The organism is Streptomyces sp. M92 (assembly GCF_028473745.1).
Taxonomy (GTDB): Bacteria; Actinomycetota; Actinomycetes; order Streptomycetales; family Streptomycetaceae; genus Streptomyces.
The window spans coordinates 3,176,717-3,194,440 of the sequence record NZ_CP101137.1; the positions used below are offsets into that span (position 1 = coordinate 3,176,717).

The following is a 17,724-nucleotide window of genomic DNA, read 5'->3' on the forward strand; positions in this document are numbered from 1 at the left end:
CGGTGATCCGCCGGCCGCTGTCAGAGGTCCGCCGCGAGCGCCTCGACCAGCGCCGCCGTCTGCGGGTCCCGGCGGGCGGTGACCGTCAGGACGGCGAGGAACTGCTCCACCAGCCACTCCCGCATCTCGTCGAGGGGCGGCTGCTTGCCCTCGTCCAGCCACATCAGCGACGCCGCCTCCACCGCCGTGATCCACATCCGGACGGTCATGTGGAGCCGCGGGCCCGGTTCGGCGACGTCCAGGTGGCTCATGATGTGCTCGGCGGCGGCCCGGCGTACGCCGTCCACGATGGAGGAGGTCCGGGAGGTCTCGGCGACGCTGCCGCCGCGCAGCAGGGCGCTGAAACCGGTGTCGTGCTCGTCGACGAAGGTGAGGTAGCGGTCCAGGGCGCGGGAGAGCCGTGTCAGCAGCGGACCCTCGCGGGGTTCGTCGAAGCACAGCCGCAGCTCGTCGGCGGCCGACCGGAGCGCGGCCTCGTACAGCTGCTGCTTGCCGCCCGGGAAGTACCGGTACACCAGCGGCCGCGAGACCCCGGCCTGCTCGGCCACGTCGTCCAGGGAGACCTCCTCCGGCGGCCGGTGCGCGAAGAGGGCGAGCGCGGCCTCCAGCAGCTGGACGCGGCGCTCCTCGACGCTGAGGCGGCGGTAGGCGGGGGTGGGGGCCTGCGGACTCATGACCCGCAGCGTAACCCGCACGTCCCCGCGGCCCTCCACGCCGGAGTGCCGGACCGGCGGTACTACGCCAGCAGCCCCGACGACCGCCACATCCGCCGCCCGACCCCGCGCAGCACCCCGATGTCGTCCAGGAAGTCGGTCAGGCGCTTCGCGCCGGTCTGCATGATGTCCCGGCGGTGGCCGCTGGCCTTGACCTGCGCCATGGCCTCGCGCCGGTCCAGGCCGACGTTGGTGTACACCTCGGGGTTGACGAAGGCGACGGAGAAGACGCGGGCGAACTCGCCGGAGGTGAGCCGGGTGAACTCCCGCGACCACTTCGGCGCGGTCACCATCTGACGGCGCAGCTCCTCACGGGCGTAGCGCACGTGCCGGGCCTCCTCCACGACGTGGATGCGGGTGACGCCCCGGACCAGCGGCTGGATCCGCTCGTCGGGGAAGGTCAGTCGCTGCATCCAGTCCAGGACCTCCTCGCCCAGCAGGGTCGCGGTGAAGGAGCCCGGTGTGGTGGAGATCGTCTTGAAGAGGCGGCCCAGGTGCTGGTGGACGGGGCTCACCGGGTACCACGGCGTGTCGCCCCGGGATATCAGCCGGGCGAACATCTTCGAGTGCCGGCACTCGTCCTCGATCTCGGTGAGCGCGTAACGGACGTGGGCGCTCGTCGCCGCCTTGTCGTAGATGTGCCGGACCAGCAGCTGCATGAGGATCAGCTCGAACCAGATGCCGAGCGAGGCGAGCGCGGCGGCCTCGTGCTGGGAGAGCAGGACGCGCTGCTCCTCACCCATCCGCTTCCACAGCGGAGTGTCGTACAACGACACCAGCTCCGGCGGCCAGAACCACTTGCCCTCCTCGAAGGGCGCGTCCCAGTCCAGTTCCTTGTCCGGGTCGAAGGAGTGCCTGGCGGAGGATTCGAGCAGCCGCTCGGCCACCTGTTCCCGGTCCTTGAGCAGGCCCAGCGCGTCGCGCAGGCCGTCGAGCGCGTCGGCTTCCGTCAGGGTCCTCATGGTGTCCACCTCGTCGTGTTACCCGCGGTCACTCTGACTCACTCCGACTTATGAGACTGCGCGTCAGCAAGCGCGTCAATCCCTTGGGCGGGACTTGTCGACCGGGGGTAAAGGTGGCGCGGTCGTCAATCGTCCGGCGCGGGATCACTCGGTGGAGCGCTCCGCGGGCAATCGCCCTGGGTACGCTGGCCACGTCAGTCAGACTCCGGCACATGGGAGCGATCATGAGCGCCGCACGCGACTACGGGCTGGACGACGACTACCAGTGGCCCCGTCCGCCGGAGGGCGGCTGGACGGCGGACGACCTCGACGAGCTTCCCAACCTGCCTCCGCACACGGAGCTGATCGACGGGAGCCTTGTCTTCGTGAGTCCGCAGACCGCATTTCACATGCGTACGATCCGCTTGTTGGACCGTGCCCTCATTGACCAGGCACCGGATGAATTCGAGATCTACCGCGGGTTCACTGTGACACTCAACGACCGGAACCGTCCGGAACCCGACGTACTGGTGGCCCGCGCGGGTGCGGACTTGGGACCGAAGGAGACCCGGCTTCTGCACCGCGACGTCCTTCTGGCGGCCGAGGTGGTCTCCGAGGACTCGGTTGACAGGGATCGTGAGACCAAGCCCCGCAAGTACGCCGCTGCGGGCATCACGCACTACTGGCGGGTCGAGGAGAGCAACGGGCTTCCCGTCGTCTACGTCTATGAACTGGAGTCGATGACCAAGTCCTACGTGCCCACAGGCATCTTCCACAACCGCCTCAAACTCACCGTCCCCTTCCCCATCGACATCGACCTCACCGCGGTCCACCGCCGCCGCTAGACCGAGCACCCCAACCCGGCCGGCACCTCACCCGCGACCGGCACCGACGCCCCCGCCGGGAACGACGTCCGCAACGTGAACGCGTACGGCGTCGGCCCGTGCGCCCGCAGGTGGAGCAGCCGCTCCTCCGCCTCCGCGACCGTCGGCCGGTGTCCCGTCGGGACCCACCACAGGGTCGCCATCGCCTCCGCGACCCGTTCGAACCACTCCCTGCGCCGAGCGAGCATCTCCCGGTGCCGGCCCTGGCACATGAACGCCGTCAGTGCGTTCGCGTCCCGCCACACCGACATGTTGATGATCAGCCAGGAGTCGTCGAAGACCGCGATGCCGGTCGCGTCCCCCTCCTCGCTCTGCAATCGCCACACGAACCCGTCCGCCGCGTCCGCGTCGGCGTTCACCGGGTCGAGCGAGTCCACGAAGTCCTTCAACTGGGGCGTGTCGAGGGGGGCCTTGAGGCGGGCGATGTTGACCTGGGCGAGTTCGTACGCGACGGCTTCAGTCATGTACCGAACGTCAGGTCGGTGTGCCGGCCGGCGGTACCCCCGTCTCATCCGTCGAGCACCGCCTTCATCACCTCCCGCGCGATCGGCGCCGCCAGCCCGCCCCCGCTGATGTCCTCCCGGTCCGCCGCCGAGCCCTCCACCACCACCGCGACCGCCACCCTCGGCTCCAGGTCCCCCTCGCCCTGCGCCCAGGAGACGAACCAGGCGTACGGCGTGCCCGAGTTGCCGACGCCGTGCTGGGCGGTGCCCGTCTTGCCGCCGACGACGGCGCCGGGGACGGCCGCGTTCGCGCCGGTGCCGTTCTCCACCACGCCGCGCATCAGCTCCTTGAGCCGCGCCGCGGTGGACGGCCGCATCGCCTCCCGGGAGGGCCGGGAACCGGCCGTCGCGACGAGGCTGCCGCCCGCCCGCAGGGTCCGCTCCACCAGGTACGGCGAACGCACCTGACCCCCGTTGGCGACCGCCGCCGCCACCATCGCCATCTGCAGCGGGGTCGCCCGCGTGTTGTACTGCCCGATCGAGGAGAGCCCGAGCTGCGCCCGGTCCACCGAGGTGTCGAAGGTGGACCGCGAGACCGCGAACGGGATGCGCAGCCGGTCGTCGTTGAAGCCGAACGCCTCCGCCGTGGCCGCCATGTCGCGCACCCCGACGTCCACGCCGAGCTTGGCGAAGACCGTGTTGCAGGACCACTCGAACGCCTCCCGCAGCGTGGCGTTCCGGCAGCCGTCGGCCTCGTTGGTCAGCTTGGTCCGGGTGCCGGGGAGGGGGTACGGGTCGGGCGAGCGGGTGGGTGTGTCGAGGTCCCGGACGACGCCGGCGTCCAGGGCCGCCGCGGCGGTGACCACCTTGAACGTCGACCCCGGGGGGTAGGTGCGGCGAACCGCCCGGTTGAGCATCGGCTGGTCCGGGTCGCCGTTCAGCCGGGCCCAGGTCCGGGTGGCGTCCGCGCTGTTGCCGGACAGCAGCTGGGGGTCGTAGGAGGGGGCGGAGACCAGGGCCAGGACCCGGCCCGTGGACGGTTCGACCGCCGCCACCGCGCCCTTGCGCCCGCCGAGCCCCTCGAAGGCCGCCCGCTGTGCCGCCTCGTGGATCGTGGTCACGACGTCGCCGCCCGGGTTGTGCGCCCCCGTCACGTCGTTCCAGTAGGGGAGCGGGGCGAGCAGCGGGTCGGCGCCGGAGAGGAGGCCGTCCTCGGCGTGCTCCAGCAGGGTCGTCCCGTACGCCTGGGAGGCGAACCCGGTGATCGGCGCGTACAGCGGCCCGTCGGCGTACGTCCGTTCGAAGCGCAGGTGCTCGCCGGTGTCCCGGGAGCCGGTGACCCGCTCGCCGCCCACCAGGATGTCGCCGCGCGGCTGCTGGTAGCGGGCGATGTCGGGGCGGCGGTTGGCCGGGTTGCCGTCGTACTCCGGGGCCTGGACGATCTGCACCCGGGCCGCGTTCACCAGCAGGGCGACCAGCAGCAGGGCGCAGAAGACGGCGGCGTGCCGGATGTGCCGGGTCACGGGCCCGCCTGGCGCCGCGCCGCGTGGCTCACCCGGATCAGCAGCGCCACGATCGCCCAGTTGGTGACGACCGACGAGCCGCCCTGCGCGAGGAACGGCATCGCCATGCCGGTCAGCGGGATCAGCCCGGTCACCCCGCCCGCGATGACGAACACCTGGAGCGCCACGATCGAGGAGAGGCCGACCGCGAGCAGCCGGCCGAAGGGGTCCCGCGCGGCCAGCCCCGCCCGGTAGCCGCGCTCCACGAGCAGCGCGTACAGCAGGAAGATCGCGGTCAGGCCGAGGAAGCCCAGCTCCTCCCCGGCGGTCGCCAGGATGAAGTCCGACTTGACGGCGAAGCCGATGAGGACGGAGTGCCCGAGCCCGAGGCCGGTGCCGGTCACCCCGCCCGCCGCGAAGGCGAAGAGGGACTGCGCCAGCTGATTGGGCCCGTCGCCCGCCTCGATGGACGCGAAGGGGTGCAGCCAGTCCTCCACCCTGCTGTGCACGTGCGGCTCCAGCCAGCCCACGGCGACCGCGCCCAGCGAGGCCAGCAGCAGGCCGACGGCGATCCAGCCGGTGCGGCCGGTGGCGACGTAGAGGAGGACCACGAACAGGCCGAAGAAGAGCAGCGAGGTGCCGAGGTCGCGCTCCAGGACCAGGACGCCGACGCTGACCAGCCACACCGCGACGATCGGGCCGAGCACGCGGCCGGTCGGCAGTTGCAGCCGCCACACCCTGCGGCCCGCGTACGCCAGGGCGCTGCGGTTGGCGGCCAGGTAGGCGGCGAAGAAGACGGCGAGGAGCACCTTCGCGAACTCGCCGGGCTGGATGGAGAAGCCCTCGATCCGGATCCAGATCCGGGCACCGTTCACCGCCGGGAAGAAGATCGGCACGATGAGCAGGACGAGTGCGGCGGCGACGCAGACGTACGCGTAGCGCTGCAGGACGCGGTGGTCGCGCAGCAGCAGGACGACCACGATGAACAGCGCGACGCCCAGCGTCGACCACACCAACTGGGTGGGGGCCGCCCGGTCGCCCGGCGTCTCCAGGTCGAGCCGGTAGATCAGCACCAGGCCGAGGCCGTTGAGCAGCACGCCGATCGGCAGCAGCAGGGGGTCGGCGTACGGAGCGCGCAGCCGTACCGCCAGATGGGCGAGGAGCGCGAGCACGCCCAGCCCGGCGCCGTAACCGGCGGCGCCGGGCGGGAGGGTGCCGTGCTGGGCGAGACCGACGTTGCAGTAGCCGAACACCGACAGCAGCACGGCCATCAGGATCAGCGCGAGTTCGATGCCCCGGCGCCGGGGGAGCCGGGCGACGGGGGCGGGCGCGTCCGCCTGGGCCACGGTGATTCCGGTTCCGGTTCCGGTTCCGGCCTTGGTCATGTCCGGAACTTACCCAAATGGTGGGGTGTGGGGGTCGTTCGCATCAGCACCAGCGCGGCGCGGGACCGATGTTGTCGATGTAGCGGGCCGCGCCCCAGGCCCAGGTGCCGTCCGTGAGGAGGTACCAGAGGGGGTTGCCCTTCACCTTGTCGCCGGGGGTCTTGCAGTAGATGTGCACGGTCTCGCCCCGGTGGGCGTACCGGATGACCTCCCCGCCGCGGGTCGGCGAGGTGCGCAGGGCGAGCCGGTCGGCGGTGACCACGCCCCGGTACCGGCCCTGTTCGTGTCGGCCGTCGCCGCCGGCCCCACCGCCGTTCCCGCCGGTGGGGCCGGCGGAGGAGCTGCCGGAGCCGGAGTTGCCGCCGCCCCACTCGTCGTTCGCGACGGCGGGCGTGACGGCGACGGCGGTGGCGAGCGCGCCGGCGGCGACCGCTGTGGCCAGGCCGCGGAAGCGGGGTGAGCGCGGGGACAGTGCGTTCAGCGGGGACATGGGAGTACCTCCCGGGCAGCGGACGGGGCGTGACTGATCGCCACATTAGGAGCGGCGGGTACGGTCCGCCCGTCGCACTGCGCCATCGGGGCGCGGTCCCGTCCGTACGGGTCGCGTCAGGGCTTGCGGGGCAGGGTCAGGGTCGCCAGCGCCCCGCCGTCCGCCGGGTTCGCGAACTCCAGCCGGGCCCCCAGCACCTCCGCCTGCCCGAGGGCGATGGTCAGCCCGAGACCGTGCCCCTTGCTCCCGCTCTCCGTGCGGAACCGCTGCGGCCCGTGGACGAGGAGGTACTCCGGATAGCCGTCCCCGTGGTCCCGTACGGTGATCACCGGACCGTCCACCGTCAGCACCACCGGCGCCCGCCCGTGCCGGTGCGCGTTCGCGACCAGGTTGCCCAGCACCCGCTCCAGCCGCCGCCGGTCGGTCTCCACCCGCGCGTCCCGTACGACCTCCACGCGCGTGCCGGTGCCGGAGCCCCGCACGACCCGGGCGGCCAGGTCGCCCAGCGCCTCCGGCTCCGTCTCCAGCCGCTCCCGCCCGCTCTCCAGCCGGGAGATCTCCAGCAGGTCCTCGGTGAGCGTGCGCAGGGCGGCCACCCGGTCCCGCACCAGCTCGGTCGGGCGGCCCGGCGGCAGCAGCTCGGCCGCCGCGTGCAGGCCGGTGAGCGGCGTGCGCAGCTCGTGCGCCACGTCAGCGGTGAACCGCTGCTCGGCGAGCAGCTTGCCCTGCAACGACGCCGCCATGGAGTCCAGCGCGGCGGCGACCGAGGCCACCTCGTCCTGCGGGCGGGTCGGGTCCGACGCGCGAGGGTCGCCGACCCGTGCGTCGAGGTCGCCCGCGCTGATCCGCCGGGCCACCCGCGCCGTCGTGTGCAGCCGCCTGGTCACCCGCGTCACGGCGAACGCGCCGACCAGCAGCGTCGCCCCGATCGCCAGCGCCGACGACCACACGATCGCGCCGTCCAGACCGTCGATGGTGCGCTCGCCCTGGGTGTGGTCGACCCGCACCGCCAGCGCCCGGCCGCCGGCGACCGGACCCGCCGCCCACATCGTGGGGCGCCCGTCGTACTCGGCGACCATCGTGCCGCGCCGCCCCGACACCGCCAGCTCCCGCAGCGACCCGGGCAGCCCCGGCGGGTCGACGCCGGCGCTCCGCCGCAGCGGGTCGCCGGCCTCGTACGCGTCGGTGGCCTCCCGCAGCCGGGCCAGGGCCGTGTCCCGGGCCTGCCCGACGGTCTGGTTGGTCACCGAGACGTGCACCAGGACGCCGAGCAGCGCGGCGAGCGCGCAGCACATCACGGTGATGAAGACGGCCGCCTTCACCGCGAGCGGGCCGGTCCACCGGGGAAGCGCGAGCCTCACCGGGCGCTCGCCGACGGGGACGCGGACGCCGGGGGCCGCTCCGTACGCTTGCCGCCCTCGTCCGTGGGCAGCATCTCGTCGCTGGTCAGCAGCATGGCCCGCTCGTCGGGGTCCCACGTCCACTGGAGCCGGTACTCGTAGCCCGCGACCTCCGAGGGGGAGCGGACGATCACCTTCCGTCCGGCCAGCGCCACCGCGCTCACGGCGTCCTCGTAGGACATGATCCGCACCAGCCGGTCCCCGTCGACGGTGTAGACCCGCACGGCGGTCAGCTTCTCGGGCAGCAGCCGGAAGCCCAGGGCCATCTCGGGGCGCCCGTCGCCGGTCAGGTCGCGGTAGTACGGCCGCAGCACCGGACACCGGCCGCTCCCGGCGCCCTCGCCGCAGTCCGCCATCCGGTCGGCCGTCTCGCGGTACGGCGCCCCGGTGCCCTCGTACTCGCCGGGTCGGGCGGCGATCTCGGCCCGCACGACGGCCACCGGGTCCGCCCGGCGGACGTCGCCGCCGGGGACCGCGACGCCCTTGACGGCCTCGTGGTCGACCTCGCCGATGTCGTAGGCGGGACTCGACGCCGGCGTCAGGTCGGGCCAGAGCCGGGCCGGGCTCTGCGCCGCCGGTGTCGCGCCCGCGCCGCGCAGCCCGCCCGAGTCACCGCACGCGGCCAGCGCCCCGGTCGCCGCCACCGCCGCGAGCAGCGCGAGGGCGGCTGGGACGCGGGCGGGACGACGCCCACGGCTGCTCGGGACCACTGCACTCCTGGCGTTCGGTGATCGTTCGCAGATCGTTCGTACGGGAGTCCATTCTGCGCGCGGCCCCGCGCGGCGGGCTACTCGGCCAGCTCCTCCAGCAGCCGCACCGTGTCCAGGCCGGCCCGCAGGTACTCGACGAACAGCTCGTTGTGCAGCGCCCACGGCGAGCGCCGGGCCCGGATCAGCCGGACCGCCTCGTCGGCGTCGGCACCCCGGCGCATCAGCGTGTGCGCGACGACGAGACCGGAGCGGTTGTACCCGTGGAAGCAGCGGACGAGGACCGTGCGGCCGGCGTCCAGCGCCTCGCCCGCGGCCCGGGCCAGCCGGATCACCCCCGCCAGCTGGGTGCCGTCGAGGGGGCCGTCGGGGATCGGCCACACATGGTGCTCGACACCCGCGTCCGGCCCGTGTCCGGGCAGCCGCAGCAGGGTCTGCACCAGATCGAACTCGTCCCGCACGACGACGGGCTCCACCCGCCCGGCCTGCCGCCGGCACTCGTGCCCGCCCATCCACAGCCCCGGCACGATCTCCGTCCACGGCCGGCCCGGAGCCGGTACGTCGGGTCCTTGCCCACGCGTACGCAACGGCGCCTCCCCAAACCCGCCCGAGCAGACCGGCCCGGGGACTGTCCGGCCCCGATCTTCCCGACCGCTGTCAAAGGTAGCCCGGTTCTTGCCCGGGCAGCACCCCGCCTGCTCCCATGGTCGTGGGGTGATGGTGCATGAACGGACTGCGCGTCATACCGGCCTGGCGGCACGGTCAGGAACGGCTGTACGTCTGCCTCCCGGACGGCGGGAACGTCGCCTGGTACGACCGCGAGGCGGCCCGCGTCAACCTGCTCCGCGAGGACCGGGAGAGCGAGGTCCTCACGGCGCTGGGCCCCTTCCTCACCGGCCCGGTCACGGTCGGCCCGCCGCCGGTCCCGACCTCCGCCGAGCTGGCCCGCCTCACCCTCCACCCGGACGACGACCTCGCCCCCAACCGGCCCGGCGAGCAGCTCCTGGTCGCCCTGGAGCGCGAGCCCGGCCCGCCGCACCGGCTGCGCCCCGACCCGCGGCGCCGGGCGCTGGCGGCCGAGCAGGCGGCGGGAGCGGCCCTGGACCGCCTCGACGGCGCCGGCTGGCGCACCCTGCACTCCGTCCCGCTGCCCGGCGGCGACCGCATCCACCACCTGCTGATCGGCCCCGGCGGCCTCTTCGCCGTCCACACCCTGCCCGCCCGCCGGCAACGCGTCCACGTCACCGGCCCCCTGGTCGGGCTGGGCCGCCGCGAGCCCCGGCCCCTGCTGCGCCGGGTCCGCGCCGCCGCCGACCGCGCCGGTCACGCCCTGACGGCCGAGGTCCACGCCGTCCTGGTCCTCGTGGACCCGGCGCACGTGACCGTCCGGGAGCCGCCGCGCTCGGTCCGCGTCCTCACCGACGGGGAGCTGCCGGGCCTGGCCCGCCTGGGCGGAACGCTCAAACCGGCGGACGTGGAGGCCCTGCACGCCATGGCCCGGGACCGGGGCACCTGGACGTCCGTCTGAGGACCCGGCCGGCGCGCGGGGCACCCGGGACAGGGGCCTCGGGTCAGGGCAGTGCGGTCGCCCGTCGCCGGTCGAGGAGCGGCGCCAGCAGGTCACCGTGGTCCCGCACCCGTGGCCCCACGTCCCCGGTCCGGAAGACGAACTGCTCCGCGTCCCGGCACCCGGCCACCTCCTCCCACGTCACCGGGGTGGAGACGGCCGGCACCGCGCGGGCCCGCACCGTGTACGGGGTGGCCGTCGTCTTTCGGGCGGCGTTCTGGCTCCAGTCGACGAACACCTTCCCCGGCCGCAGGCTGCGCGTCATCCGGTGCACCACGAGCCGCGGCAGGGCCCGCTCCGCCTCCACGGCCAGCGCCTTCGCGTACTCCGACACCCGCTCCGAGGACGCCCCCCGCACCCCCGCCAGCAGATGCAGCCCCTTCGCCCCGGACGTCTTGGCGTACGTCTCGATGCCGTCCGCCGCCAGCCGCTCCCGCAGCCACAGCGCGACCTCGCAGCAGTGCACGACGGTCGCGGGCGGTCCGGGGTCGAGGTCGAAGACCAGCCGGTCGGCCTCGTCGGGGTCGCTCGCGGTCCACTGGTGGGTGTGGAACTCGGTCACCAGGTTCGCCGCCCACATCAGGCTCGCCAGGTCCTGCACCAGCACCATCCGGGCCGGCCCCTCCGAACGGGGGACCTCGGCCGTGGTGACCCAGTCGGGCGTACCCGGCGGCACGTTCTTGGTGAAGAAGGCCTGGCCGTCCGGACCGTCCGGGTACCGCAGGAAGGAGACCGGACGGTCCCGCAGGTGCGGCAGCAGCACCCCGGCGGTCGTCGCGTAGTAGTGCAGCAGCTCGCCCTTGGTGAGGCCGGTCTCGGGATACAGCACCTTGTCCAGGTTGCTGAGTGCGACCCGCCGCCCCTCCACCTCGGTGATAGGCGCCATACCATGACAATCTCACGAAACCGGCAGGAAAGGTGCGGCACGTGCGATCCATCTGGAACGGCGCCATCTCCTTCGGCCTGGTCAGCATCCCGGTCAAACTGATCAACGCGACCGAGAGCCACTCGGTCTCCTTCCGCCAGATCCACACGGAGGACGGCGGTCGCATCCGCTACCGCAAGGTCTGCGAGCTGGAGGACCGCGAGGTGAGCCAGGCCGAGATCGGCAAGGCCTACGAGGACGCCGACGGCTCGATGATCCCGATCACCGACGAGGACCTGTCCCACCTGCCGGTCCCGACCGCGCGGACGATCGAGATCGTGGCGTTCGTCCCGCAGGAGCGCATCGACCCGCTCCAGATGGGTTCCGCGTACTACCTCGCGGCGAGCGGCGCGACCGCCGCCAAGCCCTACACCCTGCTGCGCGAGGCGCTGGGGCGCAGCGACCGGGTCGCCATCGCCAAGTTCGCGCTGCGCGGCCGGGAACGCCTCGGCATGCTCCGGGTCGCCGGCGACGCCATCGTGATGCACGGGCTGCTGTGGCCGGACGAGGTGCGCGCCCCCGAGGGCTTCGCCCCCGACACCGGCGTCACCGTCCGCGACCAGGAGCTGGACCTCGCCGACGCGCTGATGGACACGCTCGGCGAGATCGACCTGGACGACCTGCACGACGAGTACCGCGAGGCGCTGGAGGAGGTCATCGCGGCCAAGGCGGCCGGCGAGGCGCCCCCGCAGGTCCCGGCGGAGGCGGCGCCCGGCAAGGTGCTGGACCTGATGGCCGCGCTGGAGAGCAGCGTGCGGGCCGCCCGGGAGTCCCGGGACGGGGAAGGCGCGGGGCGGACCGAGGGCGCCGAGGTCAGGACGCTGCCGCAGCGCGAGCGGCCGGCCCGTCGGACACCGAAGGAGACCGGCGGCAAGAAGTCGACGTCGACGGCCGCGAAGAAGACGGCGGCCGGGAAGCCGGAGTCCTCGACCGCCCGGAAGCCGACGGCGAAGGCCGCCCAGCCCGCGAAGAAGACGGCGGGCCGGGCCTCCGGGAAGAAGCCGACGGACAAGACGACCGGCACGACCGCCAAGAGCACGACCGCCAAGAGCACGACCGGCAAGAGCACGACCGGCAAGAGCACGACCGGCAAGGGCACCGCCAGGAAGACGGTGTCGTCCCGCAAGCGCAGCGCCTGACGGCTCAGCGGACGCGGTTGCGGGTCCGCAGCCGGAAGATGACCAGCCCCACCGCGCTGAACCCGGCGGCCCAGGCCAGCCCCAGCCCGAGGTGCCCCCACAGCGCGCCGTCCGCGAAGGCGCCGCCGGCCGCGAACTGCATGGGGCCGAAGGACGGGAACCACTGAAGGATCGGCTCGTTGGCGAGCGGGTTGCCCAGCGGGTTCTGCAGGAACGTGTCCATCAGCCCGCCCATGATGATCAGGAAGAAGCCCTCCAGGTCGCGCTTGACCAGCACGCCGAGGAGCAGGCCCAGAGCCCCGTAGGTGAGCGCGATGACGGTGAACCCGGCGAGCACGGCGAACCACGCGCCCACCGCCGGGCGCCAGAAGACCAGCACCGCCAGCGCGGTGTAGAGGGCGATGCCCGTGGCGACCGCCGCGACCGCCAGGGTCTTGGCTCCGATGAGGGTGGACTGCCGGTACCCGGCGAAGACGAGGCGCCGGTCGAAGGCGAGCGACTTGCGCACGGCGTCGAAGACGACGAAACCGGCGATCATCGTCACCGAGTTCAGCCCCGCCGAGATCAGGGTGAGGTGCCCGCCGTCGACGTGCAGCATCTCACCGGTGGCGTACAGCTTGAAGTCCAGCGGCTCGCCCCCGGCCATCGCGTTCATGACCAGGTACCAGACGGGCACGAAGACCAGCAGCAGCAGACCGGCCAGCCGGTTGCGGGTCTGGTCTCGCACCGAGAAGCGCAGGGCGGTCGGGAACTGCCCGTACAGCGGTCCCGGACGGGTGGCCGGGTCAGGCGTCGACACGGCGGTGCTCCCTTCCGGCCGCCGCACGCGCGGTGAGGCGGCCCTCGGCGAGGTCGGCCAGCAGGTCGAACCGGTCCTGCTCGAAGACGAGGTGGGTGATGACCACGACGGCCCTGCCGCGGGCGCGCAGATCCTCCACGAGGTCCCAGAAGCGCAGGTACGTCTCCCAGTCGAAACCCTGGTAGGGCTCGTCGAGCAGCAGTACGCCGGGGTCGTGCAGCAGGGCCAGGGTGAGGTTGAGCTTCTGCCGGGTACCGCCGGACAGCTCGCCCGCGGGGGTCCGTTCGTAGCGCTCGTAGCCCAGGGCGCGGACGAGGTCCCGGGCGCGGTCCAGGCCGGGGAGGCGGTGGGCGGCGGCGAAGTAGCGCAGGTGCTGTTCGACCGTCAGGCTGCCGTTCAGGACCGGGTCCTGGGGGCAGTACCCGAGCGACCCGGTCAGCCGGACCTCGCCGCGGTCCAGGGGCAGGGTGCCGGCGAGCGCCTTCAGGAGGGTGGACTTCCCGGCGCCGTTCTCGCCGACGACCGCGACGAGCTGGCCGGGGGTGACGGTGAGGTCGGCGCCGCGCAGGACCCGGTGGCTGCCGTACGCCTTGTGCAGGTCACGGGCGTGCAGGACGGGGGAGGAGGCGGGGTCGGGCGCGGCGGGGGTGGACGGCGGCCGTCGTACTGACGGTGCGTGCGGCGTGGACGGTGTGCGCGGTGCGGGTGGCGGGTCGGTCGGCATGTGCGGTCACCGTTGCCTTCCTAGGCTTCTCGGGGTGCCTTGGGGGGAGGTGGCGCGTTCAGCCCGCCCGTGTAGATGCCGAGGACCTCGGGCGCCCAGCGGGCCATGCCGTCGGACGACAGGGGGTCGGTGCCCAGCACCTCGCCGATGCGGTCGCGCAGCAGGAAGACGGCCAGGTCGTTGGCGAGCAGCAGGGCGGCACGGGCCGCGGGGTCCCGGCCGGGTACGGCCAGCCCGGCGGCCGCCAGGTCGTCCAGGGCGGCGCGGCTCAGTTCGTACAGGCGGCCGAACAGCTGTCGTCCGGCCTCCGAGTCGGCCAGCAGCAGGCGGCGGAGGTAGCCGGGCAGCGGGGAGCCTGCCGGGAAGTGGCGGGTGAACGCCGCGCTCAGGGACGCGGCGCCGGCGCCGGCGTCGAGCGGCTGCCCGTCGCTCCCGTCGCCGGTCAGTTCGCCCAGCATGGCCTCGAAGGCGGCCACGACGTGCTGGTCGACCTCCTGGCGCAGCCCGTCCTTCGAGCCGAAGTGGTGCACCACCAGCCCGGGCGACACTCCGGCCGCCGTGGCGATCTGCCGCACGGTCACCGAGTCCGGCCCGTGGGCGGCGAACAGGCCGAGGGCCTCGTCGCGGATGAGGGCCCGGGTGGTCCGGTCCTCCGGGATTGAACGCATGTACAACATGCTAAACGACCGTTCAGTCGTATGTCCAGGGAGTTCAGTCGTATGTCCAGGGAGAGAGGGACGCCCGGGGAACGGCGGACGGGTCGGGCTCGAAGACCGCCGGGTTGGTGGCGGCGGACGCCGTCGGCGCGGGGGTGGCGGCGCTCGGCAGCACGGGGCTCTCCTCCAGGCGCCGCCCGATCGTGTCGGCCGGTTCGCCGCCGGGCGTGCCGGGGCCGGAGGACAGCTGGGACCACGCGGTCAGGGCGAGGGCCACCGCGGCGGCCGTGCCGACCACCCGGCCGATCCGCCGGATGCGGGCGCGGCCGTCCAGCTGGCGCCAGCTCGGATGGGGCCACGGGTCCTCCGGGCGCCACAGCTCGCCGACCGCGGCGGGTGGCGGCACGGGCCGCCATCCGGGCGTCCGTTCGCGCGCCGCGGGTTCCCGGAGGGCGGAGGCGCGGATGGCGCGCTCGTCGTCCTCGAGGAACTTCCGCCAGACGTCCTCGGACACGGGAGGCACACCGCCCGGCTCGTGCGGCTCGTTCGGCGTCGCGCCGTCGTTCGGCCCGGAAGCGGTCATGATCCCGCTCTTCCTTCCTTCTTCACCTCGCGCAGCGGCGCCCGCTGACCGTCCACCGCCGACCCCGTGAACGCGCGGAGACTCCGGGCCGTTCCCGGTGCCACCGCGGGTGTCCGTCGTGTCATCGCCGTCCTCCGTCCCGGGAATCCGTCCCCACCCTTGCACAGGCGAAAGATGTACCGGCGGTGCCGGCCGTTCCCCGGGCGCCGGGCGAAGGGGATCCGGCGCGGGAAAAGGACACATGCCGGAGCGTGAGGCGCCCGCCGAGGACGCACGGCCGACCGGCTGATCGGGGCGGGGCTCGGCCCTTGTCGATGCGCTCATCGCCTTCAGCGAGGCGGGCGGCGAGCCACTGGTCCCGGCTCCGGACGACCGCGAGCCGCACCCGCTGGACCGGACGGCGGACGTCACCGCCGCCCGCGCCGTCCGCCGCCCGTCCGGGTCACCCGGCCGCCGGTGACGGCGTGGGCGTCGGGGAGGTGGTGTTCACGTCCAGATCGGGGCGCGGCTTGAGCACCAGGACCCGCTCACCCGGCTGCGGCGGGGGCGGGGTGACCTTCTCCCTCGGCAGCTTCGCCGGGCCGGTCTGCTGGAAGGTGACCTTGTCGTACTCGACGAGTCCCGTCTTCTCCAGCACCGTGATGTGGTCGAGCACGGTGTCGTTGGCCAGGTCGGCCAGCTGCCGCACGAGCGTGTTCTTCGTGGTGGCCCGGATCTTGGCGATGGCCGGGAAGATCTGGCCGTGCGTCACCCGCATGATGTTCACGGCCGACGAGTCGAACTCCTTGCCGCTCTTGGCGTCCACCGTCGCCACGAACCCCTCCTGCTGCGGGGAGGCCCGGTTGGGCAGCGTGATGCCCAGCTCCGGGGAGATCTCCCGGCACATGGCGTCCAGTCCGGCGTGCCCGACGACCAGGTGCTCACCGGCCGTCTTCATCTCCTTCGTCGTGCCGCGCTCCATCACCATCTCGCCCAGCGGGTACTCCCACAGCCCGGCGGCCCGGACCTTCACCACGAAGTCCCGGTCGGCCTCGGTGACCGGCCCGAACTTCGTACTGGCGATGACCCGGTTCTGGTTCCCGTCGGCCTTGTCCAGACCGAGCACGGCCGGGAAGGCCAGCGCGGTGAGGGTCAGGGTCATCACACCGAACAGGCCGACGACTCCGATCCTGTTGCGGGACAGCCGCATGATGCCTCCAGGGGCGACGCGAGGAACTCGCACGTGTGCGCGTACACCAGGAGGTACGGAAACGGCGCGCGGATCCTTCACCGCCGCCGCGAGGAAATCGCGCCGAGACCGCGACGGGACGGCGGGGAGACCGCGACGGGACCGCGCGAGACCGCGACGGGACCCCGGGGAGGGCCCGGGGAGATTCCGCTCACCCGATGTCGGCCCCGTACACGCGCTCGACCGCGATGGTGAGCAGCACTCGCCGGTCGGACACCATCGTCGTCCGGTACTCGTCCCAGTCCGGGTGCTCTCCGGCGGCGGCGCGGTAGTACTCCACCAGCGCCTCGACCTCCGGGCCGTGCGGGTCGGTGCCCGGTCCGGTGAGGGTCGCGACACCCTCGGCGGTGGCCCAGGACCTGCCGTCCGGGGCGGTCACCTCCAGGGCGGCCCGCGGGTCCCGGCGCAGGTTCGCCGTCTTGGCCAGGCCGTCGCGGGTCGAGACGCGGATGACGCCCGCCTCCGGGTCGTAGGCGGGCATGACGGGGGAGAGCTGCGGGCGGCCGTCCGCCTTGATCGTCGCGAGTACGCCGAGCCGGCTCTCGGCCAGCAGGGCGCGGGGGTCGAAACGCGGTGTGGTGGTCATGGGCCGATCATCACCCTTCGCCCCGCCCGCTGTCCCCCGAACCGTCCGCCGCCCCGCCGCTCAGGCGACCGAGGGCCCGCCGAGGTAGTCGCCGTCCCGGTCGTAGGGCCAGGCGTTGGCGACGCAGCCCTTGAGGCCCTTGATCTGCTGCATCATCGCCGGTGCGGGCAGACCGGGGCCCGGGCAGGTCTCGTGGCCGTGGCCGATGCGGTGACCGACCTCGTGGTTGATGATCAGCGCCCGGTAGTCGCCGATCGGTCCGTCGAACTGGGGCGAGCCGAGCACCCAGCGCTTGAGGTTCACCACGACGTCCGTGCCGACCGCGCAGTTCACCTCGCCCCGGGTGTTGAGGCCGTAGGCGCCGCAGATCTCGTCCACGGTGCCCGGTGTGGCGATCTTCACCACGAAGTCGTAGGAGCCGGAGCTGACCAGCCGGAAGGAGTTGATCCCGTCCCTGGTCCAGCCGCGGCGGTCGGCGAGCACGTCGGATATCTCGGCGGCGGCGGCGCCCGCCCGGATGTCGATGCCCTCCTCCACCAGCACCTTGTAACGGCGCACGCGGCTGCCGTCGCCCACGGTCGACCCGTCGGCCTCGGCGGTGACGAAGGTGCCGGGACCGGTCGCGGGTACGGCGATGACGGAGGGGGACGGCGACGGCGAAGGGGACGCCTCGACGGACGGCGACGCGGAGGGACCCGGGGTCGTCCCGGAAGACGCCCCCGACGGCGCCCCCGACGGCGTCCCGGAAGGCGTCCCGGACGGAGTGCCTGAGGCGTCCGTGGGCCCGGCTGCGTCCAGGGCGTCGGCGACGTCGGCCGCCTGGTCGTCGGTCGCCGTGGGCCGGGTGTGCTCCCAGTGCGCGACGGCGGCGCCCGCCGCGAGCAGTACGGCACCGGAGGTCAGGCCGCCCAGGACCAGGCGGGCGGACCGGCGGCGGCTCCTCCTGCGGGCGCGGGAGGCGCGCCGGTCACCGCCCGGCGTGGTTCTTCGGCGGGTCTGGCGGGCGGTGGAACGGCCCACGGCGTGTGTCCTCTCTGCTGGTCGGCGGGGCG

The 17,724-nt window shown here is 73.5% G+C and carries 20 protein-coding genes; 3 read left to right on the forward strand and 17 right to left on the reverse strand.

The genetic code is table 11. The features are described 5' to 3' along the window. Positions 1-20 precede the first annotated feature (20 nt). Positions 21-674: a TetR/AcrR family transcriptional regulator gene (locus tag M6G08_RS14580; protein WP_272587589.1), complete on the reverse strand. Its 654-nt coding sequence runs from the start codon at positions 672-674 to the stop codon at positions 21-23. A gap of 62 nt (positions 675-736) precedes the next feature. After that, positions 737-1,675, reverse strand: coding sequence for an AurF N-oxygenase family protein (locus M6G08_RS14585; protein WP_272587590.1), 939 nt, complete (start codon positions 1,673-1,675; stop codon positions 737-739). A 224-nt stretch (positions 1,676-1,899) separates the two neighbouring features. On the opposite strand from M6G08_RS14585, the gene M6G08_RS14590 reads away from it, so the two are divergent. Continuing rightward, positions 1,900-2,499 (forward strand): Uma2 family endonuclease, encoded by a 600-nt coding sequence (locus M6G08_RS14590; RefSeq protein WP_272587591.1) that lies wholly within the window; start codon positions 1,900-1,902, stop codon positions 2,497-2,499. On the opposite strand, the gene M6G08_RS14595 is transcribed toward M6G08_RS14590, so the two are convergent. The 7 genes from M6G08_RS14595 to M6G08_RS14625 form a co-directional block, all read right to left on the reverse strand. Beyond that, positions 2,496-3,002 (reverse strand): DUF3291 domain-containing protein, encoded by a 507-nt coding sequence (locus tag M6G08_RS14595; RefSeq protein ID WP_272587592.1) that lies wholly within the window; start codon positions 3,000-3,002, stop codon positions 2,496-2,498. The two genes, M6G08_RS14590 and M6G08_RS14595, sit on opposite strands and share 4 nt — an antisense overlap. A gap of 44 nt (positions 3,003-3,046) precedes the next feature. Beyond that, a complete protein-coding gene (locus M6G08_RS14600; protein ID WP_272587593.1) occupies positions 3,047-4,504 on the reverse strand; it encodes a penicillin-binding transpeptidase domain-containing protein in 1,458 nt (485 codons plus the stop codon). Then, entirely contained in the window at positions 4,501-5,868 is a 1,368-nt protein-coding gene (locus M6G08_RS14605) for an FtsW/RodA/SpoVE family cell cycle protein (RefSeq protein ID WP_272587594.1), read from the reverse strand. The genes M6G08_RS14600 and M6G08_RS14605 overlap by 4 nt, the downstream gene beginning before the upstream one ends. Positions 5,869-5,911: 43 nt before the next feature. Continuing rightward, on the reverse strand, positions 5,912-6,358 hold the full coding sequence (locus M6G08_RS14610; protein ID WP_272587595.1) for an SH3 domain-containing protein: 447 nt from the start codon (positions 6,356-6,358) through the stop codon (positions 5,912-5,914). Between the two features lie 116 nt (positions 6,359-6,474). After that, complete coding sequence (locus tag M6G08_RS14615) at positions 6,475-7,719, reverse strand: ATP-binding protein (RefSeq protein WP_272587596.1); 1,245 nt, start codon at positions 7,717-7,719, stop codon at positions 6,475-6,477. Beyond that, positions 7,716-8,468 carry a hypothetical protein gene (locus tag M6G08_RS14620; protein WP_272587597.1) on the reverse strand — a complete coding sequence of 251 codons (753 nt, stop codon included), beginning with the start codon at positions 8,466-8,468 and terminating at the stop codon, positions 7,716-7,718. The genes M6G08_RS14615 and M6G08_RS14620 overlap by 4 nt, the downstream gene beginning before the upstream one ends. Before the next feature lie 77 nt (positions 8,469-8,545). Beyond that, positions 8,546-9,052, reverse strand: coding sequence for a protein-tyrosine phosphatase family protein (locus M6G08_RS14625; protein WP_272587598.1), 507 nt, complete (start codon positions 9,050-9,052; stop codon positions 8,546-8,548). Positions 9,053-9,189: 137 nt separating this feature from the next. On the opposite strand from M6G08_RS14625, the gene M6G08_RS14630 reads away from it, so the two are divergent. Continuing rightward, a complete protein-coding gene (locus M6G08_RS14630; RefSeq protein ID WP_272587600.1) occupies positions 9,190-9,993 on the forward strand; it encodes an NERD domain-containing protein in 804 nt (267 codons plus the stop codon). Between the two features lie 43 nt (positions 9,994-10,036). Here M6G08_RS14630 and ligD read toward each other — a convergent pair whose 3' ends face one another. Beyond that, positions 10,037-10,918 carry a non-homologous end-joining DNA ligase gene (ligD, locus tag M6G08_RS14635; protein WP_272587601.1) on the reverse strand — a complete coding sequence of 294 codons (882 nt, stop codon included), beginning with the start codon at positions 10,916-10,918 and terminating at the stop codon, positions 10,037-10,039. 41 nt (positions 10,919-10,959) lie between these two features. On the opposite strand from ligD, the gene ku reads away from it, so the two are divergent. Further along, positions 10,960-12,096, forward strand: a complete 1,137-nt coding sequence (gene ku / locus M6G08_RS14640; protein WP_272587602.1) for a non-homologous end joining protein Ku — start codon at positions 10,960-10,962, stop codon at positions 12,094-12,096. A 4-nt stretch (positions 12,097-12,100) separates the two neighbouring features. Here the strand turns inward: ku and M6G08_RS14645 are convergent, their stop codons facing one another. The 7 genes from M6G08_RS14645 to M6G08_RS14675 all read right to left on the reverse strand — a co-directional run bounded on the left by M6G08_RS14645 (position 12,101) and on the right by M6G08_RS14675 (position 17,692). Next, positions 12,101-12,895: a hypothetical protein gene (locus M6G08_RS14645; RefSeq protein WP_272587603.1), complete on the reverse strand. Its 795-nt coding sequence runs from the start codon at positions 12,893-12,895 to the stop codon at positions 12,101-12,103. Further along, positions 12,882-13,619, reverse strand: coding sequence for an ABC transporter ATP-binding protein (locus tag M6G08_RS14650; protein ID WP_272587604.1), 738 nt, complete (start codon positions 13,617-13,619; stop codon positions 12,882-12,884). The genes M6G08_RS14645 and M6G08_RS14650 overlap by 14 nt, the downstream gene beginning before the upstream one ends. 20 nt (positions 13,620-13,639) lie before the next feature. Next, the gene (locus M6G08_RS14655; RefSeq protein WP_272587605.1) at positions 13,640-14,287 is read right to left on the reverse strand and encodes a TetR/AcrR family transcriptional regulator; all 648 of its coding nucleotides are present in this window, start codon (positions 14,285-14,287) and stop codon (positions 13,640-13,642) included. Positions 14,288-14,330: 43 nt separating this feature from the next. After that, the gene (locus M6G08_RS14660) at positions 14,331-14,858 is read right to left on the reverse strand and encodes a hypothetical protein (protein ID WP_272587606.1); all 528 of its coding nucleotides are present in this window, start codon (positions 14,856-14,858) and stop codon (positions 14,331-14,333) included. Between the two features lie 442 nt (positions 14,859-15,300). Beyond that, entirely contained in the window at positions 15,301-16,047 is a 747-nt protein-coding gene (locus tag M6G08_RS14665; protein WP_272587607.1) for a DUF4142 domain-containing protein, read from the reverse strand. A 190-nt stretch (positions 16,048-16,237) separates the two neighbouring features. Further along, positions 16,238-16,672 (reverse strand): PPOX class F420-dependent oxidoreductase, encoded by a 435-nt coding sequence (locus M6G08_RS14670; protein ID WP_272587608.1) that lies wholly within the window; start codon positions 16,670-16,672, stop codon positions 16,238-16,240. A 60-nt stretch (positions 16,673-16,732) separates the two neighbouring features. After that, complete coding sequence (locus M6G08_RS14675) at positions 16,733-17,692, reverse strand: DUF3152 domain-containing protein (RefSeq protein WP_272587609.1); 960 nt, start codon at positions 17,690-17,692, stop codon at positions 16,733-16,735. Positions 17,693-17,724 lie beyond the last annotated feature (32 nt).

Bases quoted from the DNA above. Each gene is read 5' to 3' on its own strand.
- M6G08_RS14580 (WP_272587589.1), bottom strand. From the start codon at position 674: ATGAGTCCGCAGGCCCCCACCCCCGCCTACCGCCGCCTCAGCGTCGAG.
- M6G08_RS14585 (WP_272587590.1), bottom strand. From the start codon at position 1,675: ATGAGGACCCTGACGGAAGCCGACGCGCTCGACGGCCTGCGCGACGCG.
- M6G08_RS14590 (WP_272587591.1), top strand. From the start codon at position 1,900: ATGAGCGCCGCACGCGACTACGGGCTGGACGACGACTACCAGTGGCCC.
- M6G08_RS14595 (WP_272587592.1), bottom strand. From the start codon at position 3,002: ATGACTGAAGCCGTCGCGTACGAACTCGCCCAGGTCAACATCGCCCGC.
- M6G08_RS14605 (WP_272587594.1), bottom strand. From the start codon at position 5,868: ATGACCAAGGCCGGAACCGGAACCGGAACCGGAATCACCGTGGCCCAG.
- M6G08_RS14610 (WP_272587595.1), bottom strand. From the start codon at position 6,358: ATGTCCCCGCTGAACGCACTGTCCCCGCGCTCACCCCGCTTCCGCGGC.
- M6G08_RS14630 (WP_272587600.1), top strand. From the start codon at position 9,190: ATGAACGGACTGCGCGTCATACCGGCCTGGCGGCACGGTCAGGAACGG.
- ligD (WP_272587601.1), bottom strand. From the start codon at position 10,918: ATGGCGCCTATCACCGAGGTGGAGGGGCGGCGGGTCGCACTCAGCAAC.
- M6G08_RS14650 (WP_272587604.1), bottom strand. From the start codon at position 13,619: ATGCCGACCGACCCGCCACCCGCACCGCGCACACCGTCCACGCCGCAC.
- M6G08_RS14655 (WP_272587605.1), bottom strand. From the start codon at position 14,287: ATGCGTTCAATCCCGGAGGACCGGACCACCCGGGCCCTCATCCGCGAC.
- M6G08_RS14660 (WP_272587606.1), bottom strand. From the start codon at position 14,858: ATGACCGCTTCCGGGCCGAACGACGGCGCGACGCCGAACGAGCCGCAC.
- M6G08_RS14665 (WP_272587607.1), bottom strand. From the start codon at position 16,047: ATGCGGCTGTCCCGCAACAGGATCGGAGTCGTCGGCCTGTTCGGTGTG.
- M6G08_RS14670 (WP_272587608.1), bottom strand. From the start codon at position 16,672: ATGACCACCACACCGCGTTTCGACCCCCGCGCCCTGCTGGCCGAGAGC.